This is a genomic window from Limnobacter sp. G6BE5S (genome assembly GCF_058448965.1).
In genome coordinates this window covers 230,855-252,907 of record NZ_JBZFLM010000004.1, presented here as the reverse complement: position 1 = coordinate 252,907, position 22,053 = coordinate 230,855, and the positions used below count along the sequence as shown (strand labels likewise).

Genomic DNA, 22,053 nt, shown 5'->3' with positions numbered 1-22,053 from the left:
TCTATCTGGGTTCACTTACAACAGCCCTGCATCGGCCTTCTGGACCGCTTTGCAGAACATTTCAATTTTCTCGATACTCTTTACGCCACGCGTTGACTCAATCCCGCTGGACACATCGACGCCGTAAGGCCTCAGGCCATGAATGGCTTGTTCAACGTTGCTTGCATCCAACCCTCCGGATAATACCAAAGCCTGCTTCAGTTCATCCGCTTTGGGCAGCAAAGACCAGTCAAAAGTATGCCCTGTTCCACCATACGCCTCGCTCCACGAATCGACAAGGAGCGCCTGCGCAGAATGAAACCGGCTGCTCTCCAGCCTCAAATCCACTCCCGCTTTCATTCGAATCGCTTTGAGATAGGGTCGCTGAAAGCTGCCGCAAAATTCCGGGCTTTCATCACCGTGAAACTGCAACAGCACGTTGGGAATTTCAGCAATCACAGAATTCACGAAATCAGCCTGCGGATTCACAAACAAGGCAACTGGCGTTTGCCAGGCACCCAAACAACGGGCAAGCTGGCCTGCCTGCTGCACCTCGACATGGCGTGGAGAGGGCGGATAAAACACAAACCCCACCGCATCAGCCCCAGCCCGAGTGGCCGCACGCACCGTGTCTTCGGTTTGAAAGCCGCACAATTTGATTCGGGTTCTCATGCAAACAATTCCTGTATTCCGTATTGCGCAGGGTATTCAATATTCCACAAGCTTAAACCTTGCGCGGGGTAAGTTTTAGCAGCAAGGCTTCTATTTTTGGATTCAAGAACCTCTTGCAGCCAACCCTCTGCTTGCCGGTGCAAACCCACTTCCATCAGGCTGCCCATCAAATTTCTAACCATGTGGTGCAAAAATGCATTGCCGTGAATTTCAAAATAACTGTGATCACTGGCTTCAATCAGGTTTAGGGCGTGCAAAGTGCGCACCGGGCTGGCTGCCTGGCATTGGGAAGCCCTGAAAGCGCTGAAATCATGGGTACCCAACAAACAGGCACTGGCATTTCGCATGGCTTGCAAATCAAGGGGGTAATGCACCCAGGTCATGAAGCGCTTGAACGGATCGCGAACAGGAGCGCTGTAAAAATAATAGCGATAGGTGCGGGACACTGCACTGAAACGTGCATGAAAACTGGAATCAATCTGCTTGGCGCCTTGAACCGAAATGGATGGCGGCAAGCTGTTATTGACGCCTTTTACCCAAGCGGTCAGTGGTCGGTCGGCCACGGTATCAAAATGCACCACCTGCTGACGGGCATGCACACCCGTGTCGGTTCGGCCTGCACAGGTTAATGCAACTGGTTCTTGGGCAATGGCCTGTATGGCTTTGGTCAAGTAGTCTTGAACGGTGCGGCCATGCGGTTGGGTTTGCCAACCTTCAAACTCATGACCGTCATAGCTCAGGCCCAAGGCCACTCTGTTCATTTAGTTCAACGTGGCCAAAAGCGCCTTGGCCTTGCGAACCTGATCAGCATCGCCCTTTTTCACGATTTCGTTCAACAACTCTTTGGCACCGTCTGCGTCACCAATTTCAACATAAGCGCCCGCCAAGTCCAACTTGGTGGCCACTTCCTGCCAGGTGGCATCGTCCACTTTGGGGTCTGGAACATCCACATCCAGATCAACCAGCGATTTATCAGATGCCTCTTCAGGCACATCGTCAAGCGCAGCTGCGGTTGCGGAATCCGTGTTATCAGGGTCTTCCGGATCGCCCACCAAATCGTCAAAGGCTGCATCAATTTCACGCACACCCTCTTCCTGCGGCGTGGGTTGCTTGCGCAATTCGTCGAGTTCTTCCTGCGCAGCCAAAGTGCCCTTCTCGATTTCATCCAGATCGTCCAGAATCGAACCCGATTTGGCTTGAACCACATCTTCTTCCGGGAAATCCAGCGTGACTTCGCTGTCCAGCGATTCTTTGTGTTGCTGCGCCTCATCTGACGCTTCGTTCAACTCAGGAATATCTGCAGCAGCAGACTCAGCAGTCACCTCGCTGGAAGCAGCACGCAGTTGTGTTGTTTCCTCTGTGTCAGCTTGCTTGAGTCGATCATTGAGCACTTCATCGAGATCAAAGTCAGAATTCTCAGCCTGATTCAAACTGTTTTCACGTTCAGCCGCAATTCCTGCGCTGGCGGCCGCAATCGCTTCGTCAAACTCATTCACTTCGCTGAAAGAGGATTCATCCTCAGTATCCAGCTCCTCTTCCTGATTCTCGGCTTTGTTCTTGCGGGCACGGGCAATCAGCAGCAAAACAAGCAGTACCGCCAAACCACCTGCACCTGCCAAAATCCAGGGCAGCCAGTCAAAAGGCGTGTCTTCTACCGGGGGCTGCGCTACAGGCGCCTGCACGCCTTCCGTGGGCTCCGGGACCTGATCAGCAACAGGCGCGTCGTCAGTTGCCTCGGTGCCACCATCTCCCAGTGTTTCCGAAGGCACATCGACAGCAGCGGGTTCAGCGGCATCAAGCTGCCCGGCCTCATTCGCTGTTTCAGCTGGCACGGTGGGTTCAGCGCCCAAATCTTTCTGCATGTCGAGCAAACGTTGCAAGTCGCTTACGTTTTTCTCGAGCAGGGCAATTCGCTCGTTGGCCTCAGCAAGCGCTTTGTTTTTCGCCAACAACTCTTCAGCGTTGGTATCGGCGCTGCCTGCACCTTGAGCTGCACCGGGAGCAATCTGCAAACGATCCGCAGGAGCGGCTGCGCTGGCCTTGGGTGCCTGGTCTTGTGGAGTAATACTGCCTTGGCTACTTGTTGAGGCGGCCGCCGCCACCTGATTGTCAACAGTTAACAAGCCAATTTGACGGGCGTAGGCCGAGTAAACGTTTCGGTCATCGTTTTGGGCCAAAACCAGCAATGCCTCGTTGGCATTGCGGGATCGCAGGGCTGCGCGGTTGGGCACCTGAATTTGGGCGCCTTCACGAATCAGGTGCACACTGCCATTGATAAATGAATCTTTGTTGGCCTCGTAAATTGCTGCCATGGCCTGATTCAGCGACACTCCGTCGCCCACAAGCTGCAAAGCAAGCTCGGACAAGGTGTCACCGCGCTGAACATTCAAGGTGCCTTCCGGCGCTGCCGGCGGCGTCACGGCCGGGGCCGGGGCTGGTGCAGAAACAGCGGGGGACTTGGGTAGCGCCGCCACTGGCGGAGGTGTCATGGGTGGGCGAATTTCAGGAAGACTCGTTGCGGGTTCAGCAGCCTGAGCCACGCCAACAGGCACGGTCAAAGTGTATTCACGGGCAACGCGACCGCCCGCCCAGGTCAATTCAACCAAGGTGTCGATAAACCCTGCCGGCAAGGGCTGGGCAGACGTAATCTTCACCGTGGCCGTACCGGGCTTTGGACCATCCTTCACGGCAAACTGAAGGTTCTTCAGGTTTGGATCCATCGTCAGGCGAGCCGCCTTGAATGCCTCGGCAGAAGCAAGCTTGGCCTGCAAGGAAGCGCGTTCCTCTGGCAACACCAAATCAACCAGGATTTCCGCCAAGAAAGGCTCACCTGCACCCGACAAAACCTCGAGCTTACCGAGCTGTGCCGCTTGCGCGAAGGAACTTGCCAACAAACCTGATGCAAAAACAAAGGGCAGAATCTTCTTTTTGGTATGCCTCACCCGTTTACTCCATGAATGTTCAAGCCACCTTCGGCAGCTTATTGTGATCAATATTGGTGCTGCTTAGCGTTCGATCAGAATGCGCAACATACGACGCAATGGCTCGGCCGCACCCCACAACAACTGATCGCCCACCGTGAATGCGCTCAAATAACTACCACCCATGGCCATTTTTCTCAAACGCCCCACAGGCACGTGCATGCGACCTGTTACCGCGGCTGGAGTCAAATCGCGCATGGAAGCATCGCGTTCATTGGGAATCACTTTAACCCAATCATTGGCCTTGGCAAGCATGTCATTGATCTCATTCAACGGAATGTCTTGCTTCAACTTGATCGTCAACGCCTGCGAGTGGCAACGCATGGCGCCCACACGCACGCACAGACCGTCTACAGGCACGCAACCGGGCGCGCCCATGGCAGGTTTGCCCAAAATTTTATTGGTCTCGGCACCGCCCTTCCATTCTTCTTTGGACTGGCCGTTGCCCAGGTCTTTGTCGATCCATGGAATCAGGCTTCCACCCAGTGGCACGCCAAAATTATCGCTAGGGTAGGCATCGGAATTGATGTGCTGAGCAACCTTGCGATCAATTTCCAGAATGGCAGACGCGGGGTCAGCCAAGAGGTCTTGGACCGAACCATGAATGCTGCCCATTTGCGAAATCAGTTCACGCATGTTTTGTGCGCCAGCACCCGAAGCCGCCTGGTAAGTCATGGAAGTGACCCACTCGATCTTGTCATTCTGGAACAGGCCGCCCAAAGCCATCAGCATCAGTGACACGGTGCAGTTACCACCCACGTAATTCTTGACGCCTTTGGTCAGGCCGTCTTTGATCACGTTCATGTTCACGGGGTCAAGAATGATAATGGCGTCGTCTTTCATGCGCAGGCTGGAGGCCGCATCAATCCAGTAACCATTCCAACCCGCTTCGCGCAGCTTGGGGAACACCTCGTTGGTGTAATCACCACCCTGGCAAGTCAACACCACGTCCATTTGTTTCAGGGCGTCGATACTGTTTGCATCTTGCAAGGGGCCCGCATTGCCGGCGAAAGCCGGTGCCTTGCCACCCGCATTGGAAGTCGAGAAGAAAATCGGCTCGAAATGCGCGAAATCATTCTCTTCCTGCATGCGTTGCATGAGCACGGAACCCACCATGCCACGCCATCCAACCAAACCAACTTTCAACATAAAAAACTCCAGTACTTTTAAATTCTTGAATTGCGATTTCGCTTTAGCGCTGTTTGGCCAGCGCAGCCACAATCGCATCGCCCATGCCCACAGTGCCGGTACGCACCTTCCCATCGCGCCAGATATCGCCGGTACGCGGCCCCGTGGCCAGCACGGTTTTCACCGCATTCTCAATACGGATTGCATAGTCCTCAAGACCAAAGGTGTAACGCAGCATCATGGCCGCTGAAAGCACCGTGGCCATGGGGTTGGCCAAATCCTTGCCCGCAATGTCGGGTGCTGAGCCATGAATTGGCTCGTAAAGACCAAAGTTCGATTCGTTCAGCGAGGCCGAGGGCAACATGCCAATAGAACCGGTCAACATGGACGCTTCATCTGACAAAATATCACCGAACAGATTACCGGTCACGATCACGTCAAACTGCTTGGGGTTTTTCAGCAACTGCATGGCGGCATTGTCCACATACATGTGGCTCAGTTCGACATCGTTGTATTCCTTGCCCACTTCGGTCACGATATCGCGCCAAAACTGGGTTGTTTCCAGCACATTGGCCTTGTCGACAGAACACAGCTTGCCACCGCGCTTTTGCGCGGCCTGAAAGGCCACATGTGCAATTCTGCGAATCTCGGTTTCGGCGTAACGCATGGTGTCGAATGCCTCACGTTCGCCCTTGAATGGACCATCTTCGGCAATTCTGTTGCCACGCGGGGTGCCAAAGTAAATGTCGCCAGTCAATTCACGAACAATCAGAATATCCAGACCAGCCACCACTTCCGGGCGCAAGGTCGACGCATCGGCCAGCTCGTCGTACACCATGGCCGGGCGGAAATTGGCAAACAGGTTCAAAGCCTTGCGAATTCCCAGAATGGCCTGCTCGGGGCGCAGGTGGCGCGGCAGTGTATCCAGCGAAAAATCGCCAACGGCACCAAACAACACAGCGTCGGACGCCTTGGCCAAAGCCACAGTTTCCTCTGGTAGCGGCACACCTTTCTCGCGATAAGCCACACCTCCGATCAAGGCATGCTCGAACTCGATGTTCAAACCGTCAGTTTTCAGTGCTTCAAGCACCTTAACGGCCTGCGCTGTAATCTCTTGGCCAATGCCGTCACCGGGCATTACGGCGATTTTCAATGTCATTCTGATTCTCTGCTTGTTTTTATTTAGATGGTGTTTGCAAGCCAAGGCTGGTTTGCCAGGCGGTTTTTCTCGAACGCAACAATTTCGTCACGGTGCTGCAAAGTCAGGCCAATGTCATCGAAACCATTCACCAGGCAATGCTTGCGGAATGCATCCACGTTAAAACCATAGCTTTTGCCAGCAATACTCACGGTTTGGTGCTCAAGGCTGACTGTGATTTCAATGCCAGGCTTTGAGTCAATTGCCGTCAAAATCTCTTTCACCTCTTGTTCTTTTAAAACAATGGGTAAGAAACCATTCTTAAAGCAATTGTTGAAGAAAATATCGGCAAAACTACTGGAAATAACAGCCTTGAAACCATATTGCTGAAGTGCCCAAGGCGCGTGTTCGCGCGATGAACCACAACCAAAGTTGGGGCCAGCCACCAACACGGTGCCACCTTGAAACTCGGGTTTATTCAACTCGAAATCAGGATTCAAGGGGCGTGTGGTGCAATCCATGCCAGGCTCACCTTCGTCGAGATAACGCCAGCCATCAAACAAATGCTCCCCAAAACCTGTTCGCTTGATGCTTTTCAAAAACTGTTTGGGAATGATGGCGTCGGTGTCCACATTGGCGCGGTTCAACGCAACGGCGATACCAGTGTGGGTTACAAATTTGTCCATAATTAATCCGTGAATATTCCGGATTTACCGGAGTTCAAGCCGCGCTGGAAAAACAACATTGCCAGCGCCACTTCAGAATGCAAGTTAAAAATTACTTCTTGTTTTCATCGGCAGTGCGCTCAATGGCTTCACCACCGGCTTTGATGTCTTTGCCCATGCCTTCAATGGTGTTACAGGCAGACAATGACAAAGCTGACAAAGCGAGCAAAAGTGCGGAAACGATTTTCATATCAAACACTCCTTTGTTTTAAAAAGTTCTGGAATCAGTGAAATGGCCTGCAATCGCCGCCGCGGCCGCCATGGCCGGGCTAACAAGGTGTGTACGGCCGCCCGCACCTTGACGTCCTTCAAAGTTCCGGTTGCTGGTAGATGCACAACGCTCACCACTGCCCAGGCGGTCGGCGTTCATGGCCAAACACATGGAACAACCGGGCTCACGCCATTCAAATCCGGCATCCAGGAAAATTTTGTCCAGACCTTCTTTCTCAGCCTGCGCCTTCACCAGGCCAGAGCCTGGCACCACCATGGCCAACTTGACTGACTCGGCTTTTTTCTTGCCCTTCACCACCGCTGCGGCGTCGCGCAAATCCTCGATGCGTGAATTCGTGCAAGAACCGATAAACACGGTGTCTACATTAATTTCTTCGATTTTCTGCAAGGGTTTCAGGCCCATGTATTGCAAGGCGCGCTCGTAGCCCTGACGTTTCACAGGGTCTGCTACAGAAGCTGGATCTGGCACCACGCCGTGCACATCAGTCACCATCTCGGGTGAAGTACCCCAACTCACTTGCGGCTGAATATCTTCGGCGCGTAGTTCAACCACCTGGTCAAAATGTGCGCCATCATCCGTATTCAAGGTTTTCCAGTAAGCGACTGCTGGGTCCCACATTTCGCCTTTCGGGCTGAACGGACGCCCTTTCACGTATTCAATGGTTTTGTCATCCACAGCCACCATGCCGGAACGCGCCCCACCCTCGATGGCCATATTGCACATCGTCATGCGACCTTCGACGGACAAGCCACGAATTGCCGAACCGGCGAATTCAATCGCGTAGCCGGTACCACCAGCCGTACCAATTTTTCCAATGATGGCCAAGATGACATCTTTGGCAGACACGCCTTTGCCCAAGGTGCCCTCAACACGCACCAGCATGTTTTTGGCCTTCTTCATCAGCAAACACTGAGTGGCCATGACATGCTCAACTTCTGAGGTACCAATGCCAAACGCCAGCGCACCAATGGCTCCATGGGTACTGGTGTGCGAATCGCCACAAACCACGGTCATGCCAGGCAAGGTTGCGCCCTGCTCAGGTCCAATCACATGCACAATGCCTTGGCGCAGGTCTTTGATGTCAAAGTAGGTCAGGCCATGGGCTTTTGCATTTTTGTCCAGGGTTTCAACCTGCAAACGCGAAGTGGGGTCGGCAATGCCCTTGGAGCGATCGGTAGTTGGTACGTTGTGATCCACCACCGCCAGGTTGGCACTGTTGCGCCACAAGTCGCGGCCAGCCAACTCCAGGCCTTCGAATGCCTGGGGACTGGTGACTTCATGCAGCAAATGGCGGTCAATGTAAATCAGTGAGGTACCGTCTTCTTCGGTACGCACCACGTGACTTTCCCAGAGTTTGTCGTAAAGAGTTTTTGCCATTTTCAAGGACCTGCTTCGGGCTGAATCATTCAGATTCGTCGATCTGAATTGACCAGCAAATTGCGTAAAAAATAACCCCTTATTATGCCACAGCCAGCCTTGGGCTTACAGCGCAGCCGACAAGGCGGCACCTCAAATCAAGGCCTTTAACGCTTCTTGGCTTGCTCATACAAGGGTTGAACTCGGGCTGAGTAAACTTCGAGATCCTGAATTCGATTCTCAGGCGAAGGATGCGTAGACAACAACTCGGGAGGTGAACCACCACCAGCCCGGCTCATCTTTTGCCAAACACTGATCGCAGCACGGGGGTTATAACCCGCACGCGCCGCCAACTCCACGCCAATTCGATCCGACTCCACCTCATGAGAACGGCCATACGGCAGAGAAATAGCCACATTCGCTGCCATACCCGCCAAGTCTGATGCGCCGCGGGACAAACCCAAACCTGCAGAGATCAAATCAAGCCCCACCGATGTGGCCAACTGCTGCGAAATTCGCTCGCGACTGTGTTCCCGCAAAGCATGGGCAATTTCATGCCCCATGATGGCTGCGATTTCATCATCAGTCAGGGCGAGTTTTTCGATCAGGGCCGAATAAAACGCAATCTTTCCACCGGCCATACACCACGCATTGAGCTGGTCTGATTCGATCACATTGACTTCCCATTTCCACTGCGGCGCATCGGTTCGAAAGGCCGCTGTCTGGGGAATCAATCGATTGGCGATTGCCCGAATTCTGGCCACCTGCTTGGCGTCCTTATTCAATTTGCCTTCTTTCTGGGCTTTGGCGATCACATCGGCGTAGCCTTTGGCAGCAGCCGCATCGACTTCTGCCGAAGAAACAAGCACAAACTGGGAACGATCAACCCCAACCGCCCCACCTGAGGTGGTTTGAGTAGTTAAACACGCAGTCAACACACCGGTTGAAAACGCAAGGCTTAGTGCCAGGGCTGTGCGTCGCTTGAGTCCAGAAAATACCATTATTTTTCACCTGTAATTTTCAGTAAAACCGTTTCTTAAAAACGGCACACAATGCTGCAAAGTTGACATCAACTACCGACATGAGACAGTTTATCGCGACAAAAGTGCCGAAGGTGCCAGCTTGCTGGCAATCGTAAAACGCCACCCCAAAAGCAAAGCGATCAATCCGCTTAACGACGCCATCGCAAAAGCGCTGGAGGGCCCGCCCAGTTCCCAGGCAAAACGGCCCAGAAACGTACCCGCTGATCCACCAAGCCCATAGGCAATGGTGGCATACATCGCCTGGCCACGAACCACAAGTTTTACCGGCAAATTCTCGCGCAACCAGGAAATGGTGGCGGTGTGGTGCGCCGCAAATGTTAAAGCGTGCAAGCCTTGGGCAGACAACATGATCCAACCGTATTCGGGAAATGCCGCGGTGAGTGCAAAACGGAATGCACAAGCTGCAAAACTGACGCAAAGCCAGGTGTTGAGAGAGAAACGTTTAAAAAATCGTGTTTGAAGGGCAAAAAACACCACCTCACACATCACGCCAAAAGCCCACAAGCCGCCAATGCTCATTTCTGAATAATTGAATTCAAGCAAATAAAGCGAAAAGAAGGCGTAAAAAACCCCGTGGGCAAAAATCATGAAGAACGCAGCCAGCCAGAACAGCGGCATTGGACCGGGCAATAAAAGGCGTTTGAATCCGCTGCCTGTGAAGGCAATTGAGCTTTCAGTTGCGGGCACGCGGGCGGAATCCGGCGCAAACTTCAGCGCAGCAACAAACCCGAGCAACAACATGGCACAGGCCCACACCGGATAAGAAGCAAAACCGAAACGATCGGCCACTGCGCCAAAAACCAATACAGCTGCCACAAAGCCCAAGGAACCATACAAACGCACCTGGCCGTACCGGCCCGTACAGCCGGCACAACGCTCCATGGCGTAGGAGTCGGACATGGGAACCAACCCCGAAATGCTCAAATTCAACAGAAGGATCAGCACGATCAGATACGAGGGCGTTTGCTGATACCAAAATGCCAGGGCTGCAAAGCAAAAGCCCGCAAAAGTACCCAGCCGAATCCAGCGAACCCTGTTACCGGTGTGATCCGCGATCCAGCCCCACGCAAAGGGCCCTACGATTCGCATCAGTTGCATCATGCCCAAGGACAGGGCAATCACATCCAGGCTGTGGCCAATGGACTTTAAGTACGGCCCCAGGAAAGGCGAATACAGGCCAACAAATGCGAAATACGCTGCGTAAAAAAGCGCTAACCAGCCCAGTTGCAAATGCCTGCCCGTTTCGAGATTGACGATTTAATAGTTTGAAATACCTGGTGGAATCTGTGGCGTATCCACCTGCACATCCGCACACTGCGCACGGTGCATCAGCAAATGATCCATGATGACCAATGCCAGCATGGCTTCAGCAATCGGAGTTGCGCGAATTCCAACGCAGGGGTCATGACGACCGTAAGTTTCGACTTCGATCGGATTGCCTGATTTGTCTATCGACTTTCTCGGCAGTCGAATGCTCGATGTTGGCTTGATTGCCATTCGAACTTCAATATCTTGCCCGGTGGAAATGCCGCCCAGAACACCGCCCGCATGGTTGGAGCCAAAACCCTCGGGGGTCATTTCATCGCCATGCACCGAGCCTTTTTGTGAAATACAGGCAAAACCAGCACCAATCTCAACGCCCTTCACGGCATTGATACTCATCATGGCATGGGCAATGTCGGCATCCAGCTTGTCATACAAAGGAGAACCCAAACCCACGGGTACGCCGGTGGCTTGTACACGCAGCCCTGCACCACACGAATCGCCCGACTTTCTCAAGGCATCCATGTAAGCCTCAAGCTCAGCAATTTTTCCATTGTTTGGCGCGAAGAACGGGTTGGTGTGCACATCGTCCCAAGTGGAAAATGGAATGTCCACCTCACCAATTTGAGTCATGCAACCGCGAATCTCGATACCCAGCTTACCGGCCAACCATTTTTTTGCGATGGCACCCGCAGCCACCATGGGCGCGGTCATGCGGGCAGAAGAGCGACCGCCTCCGCGAAAATCGCGAATGCCGTATTTGTGCCAGTAGGTGTAATCAGCATGGCCTGGGCGAAAGGTGTCCATGATGTTGCCGTAGTCTTTGCTGCGTTGGTCCTGATTGCGAATCAGCAAGCCAATTGGTGCGCCCGTGGTAAGGCCTTCAAACACACCGGACAAAATTTCGACTTGGTCAGCTTCCTGGCGTTGCGTCACATGGCGGGAAGTCCCCGGCTTGCGTCGATCCAGGTCGGCCTGCAGATCTGCTTCGGTCAGTGGCAAACCGGGTGGGCAGCCGTCAACCACGCAACCAATGGCAGGCCCATGGCTTTCTCCAAAATTACTGACCACAAAAAGGCGACCCAAGCTGCTTCCAGACATGCGCGTTTACTCGAATAGGCAAAACGTTATTTTATCGGATTATCCCGCACCTGAACGGCGCGGGCGTTGAGCTTGCTCAATTGCAACCAAGTTGCTACTGAATCAAAGTGCTGTCAAATGCATTCGACAGCTGATGACCAAGGGTGTGACCACTCAAAAACGCGTCTTCAACACGCGCACCATTGAGCCAGTCACCGCAAGCACCCAACATGGATTCCTCGCTGAAATAACAGGGCATGCCCACCGGATTGCTGGGCAATGAATACAGCCAACGGTGTGCAGTCAAGGTCAAGGGTTCTTCAATCAATTGACCTGTCACATTGCAAAACACATCCAGCAGCATTTTGCCCACCTCATCGGCTGCATAATCTTGGTGCAAACGGGACCAGTCTGCGGTGGCCTGCAACATCCAGCGATCACCCACCGCCCTGCCCGGTTTGGATGAATCGCGACAAATCCAGCCCAAAGGACTGTCAACCACAAAAGCCCCATCGAAATCGACTTTGACCGCTTCGCGAGGAGTCAGCATAACCGACCACGTTACATTGGACTGAACACCGGAAGCCAGGCTTGCCAAAGGCTTGTGAATTTCATCGAACAGGGGAACAACCTGTTCTGCAGGCACCGCGCACACCACAGCATCAAAACCGGATTCAACCCGCACTGTGCCATCACCAAGGTGAATAGTCAGTTGATAGGCACCATCCATGCGGGCCATTCCAGCCACTCTGCATTGCAGGCGAATATCCAACCCGTGAGCCATAAAACGCCCCAGGCTAGCCATGCCCGGCGTGCCAACCCATCGTGTTGTGGTGCTGTTGTGTGGAGAAGAAAACCCATAACCGAGATTGACGACCGTACCGGCCCAAGGCGCAACCGCTTGCGCTTTTTGAGCCTGCTCAACCAACTGAACAAAGGCTGGGGTCGATGCCTGAAAATATTGGGTTCCGTGATCAAAACCCAAGGGGGGTTCGACATCACGGTTCAACCAGCGCGTGGGCATGCGCCCGCCCGGACCACGACTTTTTTCAAATAAAGTAACTTCGTGGCCCTGCTGAACCAATTCTCTTGCGCATGCCAAACCCGACACACCCGAACCGATAATCGCAACTCTCTTCTTCAATTTAACACCACCTGTACTGCTTGGATTTCAACTCAGTTACTGCTTTCTTCCATTGGCCAATCGCGAATATAGCCTTTCAGCATTTTGTTCTCGAACCCTTGCTCTTCGAGTACGGCCTTGGCCACATCGTGGAAAGAAATTACGCCACACAGGGTGTTTCCATCCATCACCGGCAAATAACGCTGGTGGTTCTCAAGCATCAATTTTCGAAGACTGTCCACTTCCATATCCAGCGTGGCCACTGTGGGTTCTGTGTTCATCACTTCACGAACCACGATTTCCGCCACTGGCGGTGTGGGGCCTGTGCGGTGCTCTTTTTGCCGCTTGGCCAACACGCGAATTACTTCACGGAAGGTTACGATGCCAGCCAGCACGCCTTTGTCCATGACCACCAAAGAGCCCACGTCATGATCAGCCATGGTGACAACACAATCCGATAAATTGGTTTCGGGAGTGACCGTAAAAAGCGTGTTGCCCTTCACGCGCAGGACTTCTTTAACTTGCATCACAAACCTCCTAGAATATTCTTATGGTCGTTTTATTCATCCTACCCGAAATGCCACAGCTTTCAAGTCCAAATTTCTGGGCAAATACAGGCCTGAAGCGGCAAGGGATGTAAACTACAACGATTAAAAATAAATAAATGGAGACATGGGCATGCCAAAAACCGGAAACAGATTTCAAACTTTTGCTGATTTTTACCCGTTTTACCTGGCCGAGCACAACAACCTGATCTGCCGCAGACTGCATTTTGTGGGCTCAACACTGGCACTGGTGTGTTTGTTCAAACTGATCACCACCGGCCAACCAATGTGGCTGCTGTATGGTTTGTTGACCGGATATGCATTTGCATGGGTGGGGCACTTCTTTTTCGAGAAGAACCGCCCCGCCACATTCAAATATCCGTTGTATAGCTTGATGGGTGACTGGGTCATGTACAAAGACATTCTGACCCGCAAAATTCCGTTTTAATCCTTCTTGTCAAACGGGTTCACGTTGCTTCGGAATTCAACCCGAAGCGGCGTGCCATCGAGTTTGAAACGCTCACGAATGCGGGTTTCCAGGTAACGTTTGTAATTGTCTGGAATGGCATCCAGCGCTGTGCCATGCACAATAACAATGGGTGGATTTTGGCCGCCCTGGTGCGCATAACGCAATTTCGGCCGGAAAATACCCTTGCGCGGGGGTTGCTGGTGCTCAACACACTCTTGAATCAGGCGTGTCAACTTCGGTGTAGACAGTTTTGCGAAAGCTGCTGCGTGCGCCTCGTCCACTGACTTCATCATGGCGGCGATGCCGAAAGGCTTGGTCGCCGATACATAGTGAAACTTGGCATAGTTCAAAAAGGTCAACTTGCGGCCCACTTCTGCCTTGATACGCTCTTTGCGATAGTCGTCCAGACTGTCCCACTTATTGACAGCCAGCACCAGTGAACGCCCTGCTTCTACAATAAAGCCTGCAATTGACGCATCCTGATCAGAAATATCCTGCTGCGCATCCAGCATCAGAATGACCACGTTCGCGTCCTCGATCGCCTGCAGGGTTTTGATCACAGAAAACTTTTCAACCGATTCAAACACCTTGCCACGTTTGCGCAAACCAGCAGTGTCAATCAGGGTGTAAGGCTTGTCGTTGCGTTCGAAATCAATGTAAATGCTGTCTCGGGTGGTGCCAGGCAAATCGAAGGCAATCACGCGCTCTTCACCCAGCAAAGTGTTTACCATCGTCGACTTGCCCACATTGGGACGACCGGCAATTGCAACTTTGATTCGTCGCCCGCCCTCATCATCTTCTGGCAACACCGGCAATTTTTCGCAGGCAATGTCCATCAATTGACGAACGCCATCCCCGTGACTGGCAGAAATGGTTTCCGGCTCGCCCAGACCCAGCTCGAAGAAATCGGCGGCAGCCATCGAGTGCGTGTAGCCCTCGGTTTTATTGACCACCAAAATCACTTCTCGCTTGGCTTTGCGCAGCTCTGCAGCAATCACGTGGTCATGAGGGGTTACACCCTGGCGACCATCCACAAGAAACAACACCAGATCAGACTCAACAATGGCCTGCCTGCTTTGCTTGGCCATTTCAGCGTAAATGCCCTCTTTGGCGACAGGCTCAAGACCACCTGTGTCGACTACAAGGTATTCACGCGGACCAATACGCCCCAGGCCATAGTGGCGATCACGGGTTAGGCCCGGCTGGTTGGCCACAAGGGCGTCTCTTGTTCGAGTCAAGCGATTGAACAATGTGGACTTACCCACGTTTGGGCGCCCAACCAGGGCAATGACAGGTTTCATGTTTTACTTTACTGGACAGATATCAGGGCCACACTGCCGCCACGCGATTGCGCAATCAGCGCATCGGTTTCAGCAGCCACCGGCTGGCTGGTCAAGGCGGTTGAACCCACTCTTGTTCGCGCAATGGTTTTGCCGGTGTCTCGATCAATGAAATGAATATAACCTTCGTAGTCACCCACGGCCACGGCACGGCCAATGACGGTCGGCGTGGTGGGCTGGCGGCGCTGGAAATTTTCAATTTTCCAAACCTGCTTGCCGCCACTGCGGGAGAATGCGAATAAATCGCCCAGTTCATTGGGGGCGATCAGGTAACGGTCGTCTACGGAGGCACCGCTGGGTGCGGAAAAATCGCTTGTCCAGATAGGGCGTGCACTCACGGAATCCAGGCAACCTACCTTGCCTTGAAACGCAGCCGCACACACTTCGCGGAAGTTGTAGATTGGCGTGCCGGTCACATCAGTAATGCGTTCAATTTCAGTGGTGCCGCTGGGCGTGGCCAAAGTACCTTCCCAAACCACGGTGCCCGTGCTCAGGTCAAGTGCAACCAAACGACCACCCGGGAAACCGGCATACACGCGTGCATTGTTCACATCCACAGGCGTATTGACGCGCAGGGTCAGCGGTGGCAATTGGCGTGTGTACTTCCAGCGTTGTGCACCGTTCGACGCAGAATAAGCAATCACAGAGAAATCAATGCCGCGAACCAGGATAGTGCCGGCAGCACCCACGGGCACACTGCTTACATCGGCACCCACACCGACCTGCCATTTTTGTTTGCCGTTGGCATCAAACGCAACCAGGTTATTGTTCGCGTCGATCACAGCAATGGTGTCAAGCGTCGCGGCAACACCCGCTTTCAGCTTCGTGCCTACTTTCACTTTCCATTTTGTTTTGCCCGTGGCCTTGTCAATGGCCACCAACTGACCTTCTTCCGACGCGGCATACACAGTGGAGTCGAGCAACACCGGTGTAAAACTGCCCTGCTCAGAATCACCAACATCCACAGACCAGGCATTTGCAACTTTCAGTTGTGAAGTAAAGGGCTGCAATTCAGCAGGCTTTACGGCGCTGTTACCAAATGGGTTCAGGCTGCTCATGGTCGAACTGATTGCAGCACAACCGCCCAGCAAGGCCAGAACCGTTACAAGGGATGAGACTTTGATGGCTTGCTTCATTGGCATACTCATTATTTGGTCTCCAGTTTGGGCAAGGCGCTAATTTTGCGCTCGATTACTTGCTTCCATGGGCTGTCTGCCTGAATGGTAGCAAGCGCCAACTCATACTCCTTGCGAGCTGTTGCCACATCTTTCTGGGCCAGGGCCAGATCGCCCAAGCGATCATGAAACAGGCCTTCAAAACCAGGGTAATTGTCACTTAAAGCGGCTTTGGCACCGTCGAAATCAGATTGTTCGATCAAAATGCCAGCCAGCATCAGTCGGGCAGTGGCCGCATATTCATCCAGCTTGGCTTCTTCAGAAGCCCACTTCAGTGATTCTTTGGCCTCGTCGAGCTTACCTTCGTCAAAAAAAGCCTTGGCTGCAATCAGGGCACCGCGTTGTGCGTAAGGTGAACCCGCATGATCCTCGATCAAGGTTTTCTGAGTTTGCCCCACCAGGTCGATATTGCCCTCTCGCGAGGCCGCCTCCAAACGTTCGTAGACCACAACCGCTTCTGTGGACTGGCGCGTTTGCCACCATTTCCAACCGTTGTTCAAGGCAAAGGCACCGAACACAAGAATCAACACGGTCAGAATAAAACTGCCGTATTTGGACCAGAATGCCTTCAAACTGGCCAGTTGTTCTTGTTCTTCAAGGCTGTATCGACTCAAGACTCCTCTCCTTCTCCGTAAAGCAGACCGAAAATGGCTTCGGCCAATCCCTCTTGTTTGAATTCTTCCTGTTTGCTTTCACCACGCAGCAATTTGACTGCCGCAGTGCCTGCATTCAATTCGTTCTCACCCAGAATAACCGCCACAGCTGCGCCGCTGATATCGGCACGCTTCATCTGGCTTTTAAATCCGCCACCGCCTGCGTGCAATACCACCGCAAAACCAGCATCCCGAAGCTCTTCAGCCAGAGTAAATGCGCGGCGGGAGGTGCCCTCACCCTGGTGAACAACGTACACATCCAGATCTGCAGTGTCATCGGGCTGATTCACTTCGAGGTACAACTCGAGCAAACGTTCCAGGCCAATTGCAAATCCAATGGCAGGCGTGGGTTTTCCACCCAGAACTTCGATCAAACCATCGTATCGGCCACCGCCACAGATAGTACCCTGTGTTCCCAATGCGTCGGTGATCCACTCGAACACGGTGAGGTTGTAGTAATCCAGACCACGAACCAAACGCGGATTCTCGATGTACTGCACACCTGCGTCGTCGAGCAGACGTTTCACACCCTGATAGTGCACCAGCGATTCTGCGCCCAGAAACTCGGACAGGCGCGGCGCTCCGTTAACCATGTCTTGCATGGCTGGATTTTTGGTATCCAGAATGCGCAATGGATTGCTGTGCAGGCGCCGTTTGGCATCTTCATCGAGCAATTCAGTGTGTGCTTCAAAATAAGTAATCAAAGCCTGGCGATGAGCCAAACGTTCTGGCGCTTCGCCCAGGCAGTTAATTTCAAGCCGCACGTCTTCAAGGCCCATTTCACGCCACAGGCGTGAAAGCATGACGATCAGTTCTGCATCAATATCGGGACCAGCGAAGCCCAAGGCTTCGACATCAAGCTGGTGAAATTGACGATAACGCCCGCGCTGGGGGCGCTCATGGCGGAACACTGGCCCCATGGAGTACACACGCTGGGGCGCTGCATAGGTCAAATTGTGCTGGATGGTGGCGCGTGCAATACCGGCCGTGAATTCTGGCCTCAGCGTGAGTTCATCGCCATTCAAGCGATCCACAAAGCTGAACATCTCTTTTTCAACAATGTCGGTGACTTCACCAATGCCACGGCGAAACAGCGACGTAGGTTCCAGTACAGGCGTTTTAATCAAACGGTAGCCATAGGAAGTCAACCATTCGCGCAGCATGACCTCAAGGTTTTCCCAGTGAATGCCCTCTACAGGCAATACATCGTTCATGCCCTTAACGGATTGAATACGGGGTTGCTTCTTGGCTTTGGATTGTTCCGGCGACTCAGGATGACTCATTGACGCATTCAACTTAATTTCTCAACCCGGTATTGTCGCCTATTCTTGGGCTACTTGTTGCCGCCAGCGTACCTTTGCTCAACATAACGCTGCACAATTGCCTGAAATTCCTGGGCAATATTCTCACCCTTCAGTGTCACCGTGCGCTTTCCGTCCAAAAACACAGGTGCTGATGGTGCTTCGCCGGTACCAGGCAAGGAAATACCAATGTCGGCATGCTTGCTTTCACCGGGGCCATTCACCACGCAACCCATCACAGCAACTTTCATTTCTTCAACACCCACGTATTGATTTTTCCAAATGGGCATTTGGTCACGAAGATAGGTTTGAATTTGATCGGCCAACTCTTGAAATACAGTACTGGTGGTGCGGCCGCAGCCCGGGCAGGCAATAACTTGTGGCGTAAAGGCACGCAAGCCAAGGGACTGCAAAATTTCCTGACCAACCAGGACTTCCTTGCAGCGGTCGCCATTGGGCTCAGGGGTTAGCGACACTCGAATGGTGTCGCCAATTCCCTCTTGCAACAACACAGACAAAGCCGAGGTCGACGCCACAATTCCTTTGGTGCCCATACCCGCCTCGGTCAAACCAAGGTGCAAGGGAAACTCGCTTCGACCAGCCAATTCACGGTACACAGCAATCAGGTCTTGCACCTGACTTACCTTGCACGACAATATAATTTTATTGGCTGGCAAACCAAGCTCAACGGCTTTGTGGGCACTACTCACAGCCGACTCAATCAGGGCCTGGTACATCAGCTGTTGCGCTGGCAGTGGATCGGTTTTTTTACCGTTTTCATCCATCATCCGGGCCAACAGGTTTTGGTCCAGGCTGCCCCAGTTCACGCCAATGCGCACTGGCTTGTCGTGCTCGGCCGCAATCGCAATCATGGCGGCAAAATTGTCGTCTCGCGAACGGGATGAGCCCACGTTGCCAGGGTTAATTCGGTACTTCGACAAGGCCTTTGCGCAATCTGGATACTTTTGCAACAACAAATGGCCGTTGTAATGGAAATCACCCACCAAAGGTACAGGGATCCGCATTTTGTCCAACTGCTCACGAATGTAAGGCACGGCTTGTGCAGAGGCATCGTTGTTCACTGTAATTCGAACCATCTCGCTGCCGGCAAGATAAAGGGCCTTGATCTGCAAGGCAGTGTTCAAAGCATCTGCCGTGTCAGTGTTGGTCATCGACTGCACCAACACGGGCGCGCCGCCGCCAATGGACACGACGTGTTCTTTCCAGCGGACATCCACTTGATGGGTTTTGTGTCGCTTCAAGGGGGTATTTGGAATCACGATGAACTTCTGGCGAGATAAAAACAGGTTGCTGACAAAATGGGGGCACTACCCCCAAATGATTTTACTGAACAGTAATCCGCGCAACTTCACCGCGAATGGACGAAGTTAGATCAACTGGTTTTCCGTTGCTTGACACATTCACTGCCGTGGCATTGCCAACAATCAGCTTGAATGGAGCCAAGCCCTTCACTTCCAGGTTGCTGCCACCATCGTTAAGCTGGGAAATCAACACCTTGTCGTTTGCATCGCGCACGGTAACCCAGGATTGTTCCTGGAAATTAAAGCGCAACACACCTTCCGAACCGCTGGCCACCGGTGGCACCACAGCGGCAGACGCGGCAGCTTCAGCCGCTGGCGCAGAGACGGCGGGTGCAGGAGCTGCGGGCGCAGCTACCGCAGGCGCTGCAGTTTGACTTTCAGGGGCTGATGGCTGTTGAAGCGCAGGGAACACCGCAGTGCCACCTGCGGCTGCCGGTGCTTCCAGAGCCAATGGCAGTGAACCATCGGCCTGCACCGCACTGTCAGGCGCTGGTGCAAGCGCAACAGGTGCCTCGTTGGGCTCAATGACCTCGGCATCGCCCACAGCAACTTCTTGACTCGACATGAACACCGGAATGTAAAACACAGCCATGACAACCACTGCTGCAAGCACAATGCCGTAGCTCAGCGATTTCTTGCCAGTTTTGCGGTCAAAGTTCAATGTGGACAAGCGCTTGGAGCTGTTGGGCATTTTAGGTTCAAACGGCTCTGGGCGACCGCCTTCGGCTTGCCCTGGCCTTGTGGCCTTCATCTGAACACTGCCCTCGGAAAACCCGAAAGACAGGATAACCGGGGCAGCATCCATCTTCAGGGCTTTGCAATAGCTCTTGATGAAAGCCTTGGCAAAGGTTTCAGGCGGCAAACGACCCACGTCTCCGCTTTCAATGGCTTCAAGTTGGCGCTCGTTGATTTTGGTTTGAGCGCTGATGTCGCTCAAGGTATAGCCGGCCTTCTCGCGGGCAGCGCGCAGAATTTCACCTGGGTTTTGACCAGATTCCAGCAGAGTCAAATTGGGGTGCTTTTCGGCCACGGAGCCCATGTTCTGCTCCGATTTAACATCTTGACCTGCACTGGCATCTGATGATTCAGTTTTGCTCATCGCACGATTTTCATTCATTTGGTCTTTCCAAGCGTCGGCAGGCACAACTGGCCCCGATTATTAATTGTAGTTCTTTACCGCCACCACCTTTGCAGCATAATCGATGCTGGCAGATGGATTCAAGCGATTTGTATGAAAATTCAATGTGTTGAGGAGTTTTTTGAGAAATTGCCACAAGTTTGGCAACAAAATATGATTTTCATAAATCAATCAATACAAACCTACACCGCCACAACACAGACAATCCTGTTTTCATTGTATGACAAAGCGTGCAGGGTGTTTGCCTAGCTCCTACGTTTGGAGGAACCCCTCAGTTCTTCAAGCGAAACCGTGCTAACCGATCTTTCCCGGACTTTTGTCCGATCCCGAACTTCGCCAGCCAATTGACCACACGCTGCGTCAATATCGTCTCCGCGAGTTTTGCGAACTGTGGTCACTACACCTGCACCAGCCAACACATCAACAAACGTTTTAATCGCAGGGGTGGTTGACTTGAACAAACCCGATTCCGGAAAAGGATTAAATGGAATCAGATTGAATTTGCAAGGCACAATTTTGGCAATTTCGAGCAGTTGTTGAGCATGCTCTGGTTTGTCATTGACGCCATCGAGCATCACATACTCAAAGGTAATGAAGTCGCGGGGGGCAAATTTCAGGTAACGCAGGCAGGCGTCCAGCAACTCGCGCAACGGATATTTTTTATTCAGTGGCACCAGTTGATCGCGAAGCGCGTCGTTGGGTGCATGAAGCGAAACGGCCAAGGCCACAGGACAGTCTTGAGAAAGCCTGTCCATGAATGGCACCACACCCGAAGTTGACACTGTAACCCTGCGGCGCGACAGGCCATAGGCTGTGTCATCCAGCATCAATTGCAAAGCGGGCACCAAGGCATCGTAGTTCAACAAAGGTTCGCCCATGCCCATCATGACCACATTGGTAACCGGGCGTTCTTGGGCGTAAACGCGATCGCCAGCCTCGCGAAGCAACACATTGGCTTTCCACAACTGGGCGACGATTTCAGCCGTGCTCAAATTGCGCGAAAAGCCTTGTTTGCCTGTGGAGCAAAAGCGGCAATTGACCGCACAACCAGCCTGCGAACTGACGCACAACGTTCCGCGGCGCTCTTCGGGAATAAATACAGTTTCAACCGCATCGCCATTGCCAACATCAAAGAGCCACTTGCGTGTGCCGTCTTTGGAGACATTGTCGGAAATGATGTTGGGGGCCTTGATACAGGCACGGCTATTCAAATTCTGGCGAAATGACTTCGCAAGATCAGTCATGGACTCAAAATTGTCCATGCCAGACTGGTGAATCCACTTGGCCAATTGTTTGGCACGAAATGGTTTTTCACCCAAATTGCCACACCACTGAATCAACTCGGGCACCGAGTAGTCCAGCAAATTGTCGAGTTGTTCACTCATGGTGT

At 52.9% G+C, this 22,053-nt stretch carries 21 protein-coding genes; 1 reads left to right on the top strand and 20 read right to left on the bottom strand.

The annotated features are described in order from the left end of the window. Positions 1 to 15: 15 nt before the first annotated feature. From ACVL1J_RS09165 to ACVL1J_RS09105, 13 genes are all read right to left on the bottom strand, one after another. Positions 16 to 651 carry a phosphoribosylanthranilate isomerase gene (locus tag ACVL1J_RS09165; protein WP_474562430.1) on the bottom strand — a complete coding sequence of 212 codons (636 nt, stop codon included), beginning with the start codon at positions 649 to 651 and terminating at the stop codon, positions 16 to 18. After that, on the bottom strand, positions 648 to 1,412 hold the full coding sequence (gene truA / locus ACVL1J_RS09160) for a tRNA pseudouridine(38-40) synthase TruA (RefSeq protein WP_159570620.1): 765 nt from the start codon (positions 1,410 to 1,412) through the stop codon (positions 648 to 650). Before truA ends, ACVL1J_RS09165 begins: the two co-directional genes overlap by 4 nt. Then, positions 1,413 to 3,542: a motility hub landmark protein FimV gene (locus tag ACVL1J_RS09155; protein ID WP_341236602.1), complete on the bottom strand. Its 2,130-nt coding sequence runs from the start codon at positions 3,540 to 3,542 to the stop codon at positions 1,413 to 1,415. A gap of 114 nt (positions 3,543 to 3,656) precedes the next feature. After that, a complete protein-coding gene (asd, locus tag ACVL1J_RS09150) occupies positions 3,657 to 4,778 on the bottom strand; it encodes an aspartate-semialdehyde dehydrogenase (protein WP_341236643.1) in 1,122 nt (373 codons plus the stop codon). A gap of 46 nt (positions 4,779 to 4,824) precedes the next feature. Continuing rightward, positions 4,825 to 5,919, bottom strand: coding sequence for a 3-isopropylmalate dehydrogenase (leuB, locus tag ACVL1J_RS09145; protein WP_159570626.1), 1,095 nt, complete (start codon positions 5,917 to 5,919; stop codon positions 4,825 to 4,827). Positions 5,920 to 5,942: 23 nt separating this feature from the next. After that, positions 5,943 to 6,584: a 3-isopropylmalate dehydratase small subunit gene (leuD, locus tag ACVL1J_RS09140; RefSeq protein ID WP_341236601.1), complete on the bottom strand. Its 642-nt coding sequence runs from the start codon at positions 6,582 to 6,584 to the stop codon at positions 5,943 to 5,945. Between the two features lie 91 nt (positions 6,585 to 6,675). After that, the gene (locus ACVL1J_RS09135) at positions 6,676 to 6,813 is read right to left on the bottom strand and encodes an entericidin A/B family lipoprotein (RefSeq protein ID WP_159570632.1); all 138 of its coding nucleotides are present in this window, start codon (positions 6,811 to 6,813) and stop codon (positions 6,676 to 6,678) included. Between the two features lie 18 nt (positions 6,814 to 6,831). Beyond that, complete coding sequence (gene leuC / locus ACVL1J_RS09130) at positions 6,832 to 8,232, bottom strand: 3-isopropylmalate dehydratase large subunit (protein ID WP_341236600.1); 1,401 nt, start codon at positions 8,230 to 8,232, stop codon at positions 6,832 to 6,834. Between the two features lie 146 nt (positions 8,233 to 8,378). Beyond that, positions 8,379 to 9,212, bottom strand: coding sequence for a M48 family metallopeptidase (locus tag ACVL1J_RS09125; protein WP_159570638.1), 834 nt, complete (start codon positions 9,210 to 9,212; stop codon positions 8,379 to 8,381). 90 nt (positions 9,213 to 9,302) lie between these two features. After that, complete coding sequence (locus ACVL1J_RS09120) at positions 9,303 to 10,484, bottom strand: MFS transporter (RefSeq protein WP_159570641.1); 1,182 nt, start codon at positions 10,482 to 10,484, stop codon at positions 9,303 to 9,305. Between the two features lie 27 nt (positions 10,485 to 10,511). After that, positions 10,512 to 11,618 (bottom strand): chorismate synthase, encoded by a 1,107-nt coding sequence (gene aroC / locus ACVL1J_RS09115; RefSeq protein WP_341236599.1) that lies wholly within the window; start codon positions 11,616 to 11,618, stop codon positions 10,512 to 10,514. Positions 11,619 to 11,712: 94 nt separating this feature from the next. After that, positions 11,713 to 12,741 (bottom strand): NAD(P)/FAD-dependent oxidoreductase, encoded by a 1,029-nt coding sequence (locus tag ACVL1J_RS09110; protein WP_341236598.1) that lies wholly within the window; start codon positions 12,739 to 12,741, stop codon positions 11,713 to 11,715. A 32-nt stretch (positions 12,742 to 12,773) separates the two neighbouring features. Continuing rightward, on the bottom strand, positions 12,774 to 13,247 hold the full coding sequence (locus ACVL1J_RS09105) for a CBS domain-containing protein (protein WP_159570650.1): 474 nt from the start codon (positions 13,245 to 13,247) through the stop codon (positions 12,774 to 12,776). Between the two features lie 145 nt (positions 13,248 to 13,392). Between ACVL1J_RS09105 and ACVL1J_RS09100 the strand changes: the two genes are divergently transcribed. Next, positions 13,393 to 13,713, top strand: a complete 321-nt coding sequence (locus ACVL1J_RS09100) for an Mpo1-like protein (protein WP_159570654.1) — start codon at positions 13,393 to 13,395, stop codon at positions 13,711 to 13,713. Here ACVL1J_RS09100 and der read toward each other — a convergent pair. The 7 genes from der to rlmN all read right to left on the bottom strand — a co-directional run bounded on the left by der (position 13,710) and on the right by rlmN (position 22,048). Beyond that, positions 13,710 to 15,035, bottom strand: coding sequence for a ribosome biogenesis GTPase Der (gene der, locus ACVL1J_RS09095; protein WP_159570657.1), 1,326 nt, complete (start codon positions 15,033 to 15,035; stop codon positions 13,710 to 13,712). The two genes, ACVL1J_RS09100 and der, sit on opposite strands and share 4 nt — an antisense overlap. A gap of 8 nt (positions 15,036 to 15,043) precedes the next feature. Then, positions 15,044 to 16,222, bottom strand: coding sequence for an outer membrane protein assembly factor BamB (bamB, locus tag ACVL1J_RS09090; protein WP_341236597.1), 1,179 nt, complete (start codon positions 16,220 to 16,222; stop codon positions 15,044 to 15,046). Then, positions 16,222 to 16,863, bottom strand: coding sequence for a YfgM family protein (locus ACVL1J_RS09085; RefSeq protein ID WP_159570663.1), 642 nt, complete (start codon positions 16,861 to 16,863; stop codon positions 16,222 to 16,224). The genes bamB and ACVL1J_RS09085 overlap by 1 nt, the downstream gene beginning before the upstream one ends. Further along, positions 16,860 to 18,185, bottom strand: coding sequence for a histidine--tRNA ligase (hisS, locus tag ACVL1J_RS09080; RefSeq protein WP_341236596.1), 1,326 nt, complete (start codon positions 18,183 to 18,185; stop codon positions 16,860 to 16,862). The genes ACVL1J_RS09085 and hisS overlap by 4 nt, the downstream gene beginning before the upstream one ends. Before the next feature lie 50 nt (positions 18,186 to 18,235). Continuing rightward, positions 18,236 to 19,483, bottom strand: a complete 1,248-nt coding sequence (ispG, locus tag ACVL1J_RS09075; RefSeq protein WP_341236595.1) for a flavodoxin-dependent (E)-4-hydroxy-3-methylbut-2-enyl-diphosphate synthase — start codon at positions 19,481 to 19,483, stop codon at positions 18,236 to 18,238. A 64-nt stretch (positions 19,484 to 19,547) separates the two neighbouring features. Then, complete coding sequence (locus ACVL1J_RS09070) at positions 19,548 to 20,642, bottom strand: helix-turn-helix domain-containing protein (RefSeq protein WP_341236594.1); 1,095 nt, start codon at positions 20,640 to 20,642, stop codon at positions 19,548 to 19,550. 266 nt (positions 20,643 to 20,908) lie between these two features. Continuing rightward, positions 20,909 to 22,048 carry a dual-specificity RNA methyltransferase RlmN gene (gene rlmN / locus ACVL1J_RS09065; RefSeq protein WP_159570676.1) on the bottom strand — a complete coding sequence of 380 codons (1,140 nt, stop codon included), beginning with the start codon at positions 22,046 to 22,048 and terminating at the stop codon, positions 20,909 to 20,911. Positions 22,049 to 22,053: the final 5 nt, after the last annotated feature.

Bases quoted from the DNA above. Each gene is read 5' to 3' on its own strand.
- ACVL1J_RS09100 (WP_159570654.1), top strand. From the start codon at position 13,393: ATGGGCATGCCAAAAACCGGAAACAGATTTCAAACTTTTGCTGATTTT.
- rlmN (WP_159570676.1), bottom strand. From the start codon at position 22,048: ATGAGTGAACAACTCGACAATTTGCTGGACTACTCGGTGCCCGAGTTG.
- leuD (WP_341236601.1), bottom strand. From the start codon at position 6,584: ATGGACAAATTTGTAACCCACACTGGTATCGCCGTTGCGTTGAACCGC.
- der (WP_159570657.1), bottom strand. From the start codon at position 15,035: ATGAAACCTGTCATTGCCCTGGTTGGGCGCCCAAACGTGGGTAAGTCC.
- ACVL1J_RS09165 (WP_474562430.1), bottom strand. From the start codon at position 651: ATGAGAACCCGAATCAAATTGTGCGGCTTTCAAACCGAAGACACGGTG.
- bamB (WP_341236597.1), bottom strand. From the start codon at position 16,222: ATGAGTATGCCAATGAAGCAAGCCATCAAAGTCTCATCCCTTGTAACG.
- ACVL1J_RS09135 (WP_159570632.1), bottom strand. From the start codon at position 6,813: ATGAAAATCGTTTCCGCACTTTTGCTCGCTTTGTCAGCTTTGTCATTG.
- ACVL1J_RS09125 (WP_159570638.1), bottom strand. From the start codon at position 9,212: ATGGTATTTTCTGGACTCAAGCGACGCACAGCCCTGGCACTAAGCCTT.
- truA (WP_159570620.1), bottom strand. From the start codon at position 1,412: ATGAACAGAGTGGCCTTGGGCCTGAGCTATGACGGTCATGAGTTTGAA.
- leuB (WP_159570626.1), bottom strand. From the start codon at position 5,919: ATGACATTGAAAATCGCCGTAATGCCCGGTGACGGCATTGGCCAAGAG.
- ACVL1J_RS09105 (WP_159570650.1), bottom strand. From the start codon at position 13,247: ATGCAAGTTAAAGAAGTCCTGCGCGTGAAGGGCAACACGCTTTTTACG.
- leuC (WP_341236600.1), bottom strand. From the start codon at position 8,232: ATGGCAAAAACTCTTTACGACAAACTCTGGGAAAGTCACGTGGTGCGT.
- aroC (WP_341236599.1), bottom strand. From the start codon at position 11,618: ATGTCTGGAAGCAGCTTGGGTCGCCTTTTTGTGGTCAGTAATTTTGGA.
- hisS (WP_341236596.1), bottom strand. From the start codon at position 18,185: ATGAGTCATCCTGAGTCGCCGGAACAATCCAAAGCCAAGAAGCAACCC.
- ACVL1J_RS09070 (WP_341236594.1), bottom strand. From the start codon at position 20,642: ATGAATGAAAATCGTGCGATGAGCAAAACTGAATCATCAGATGCCAGT.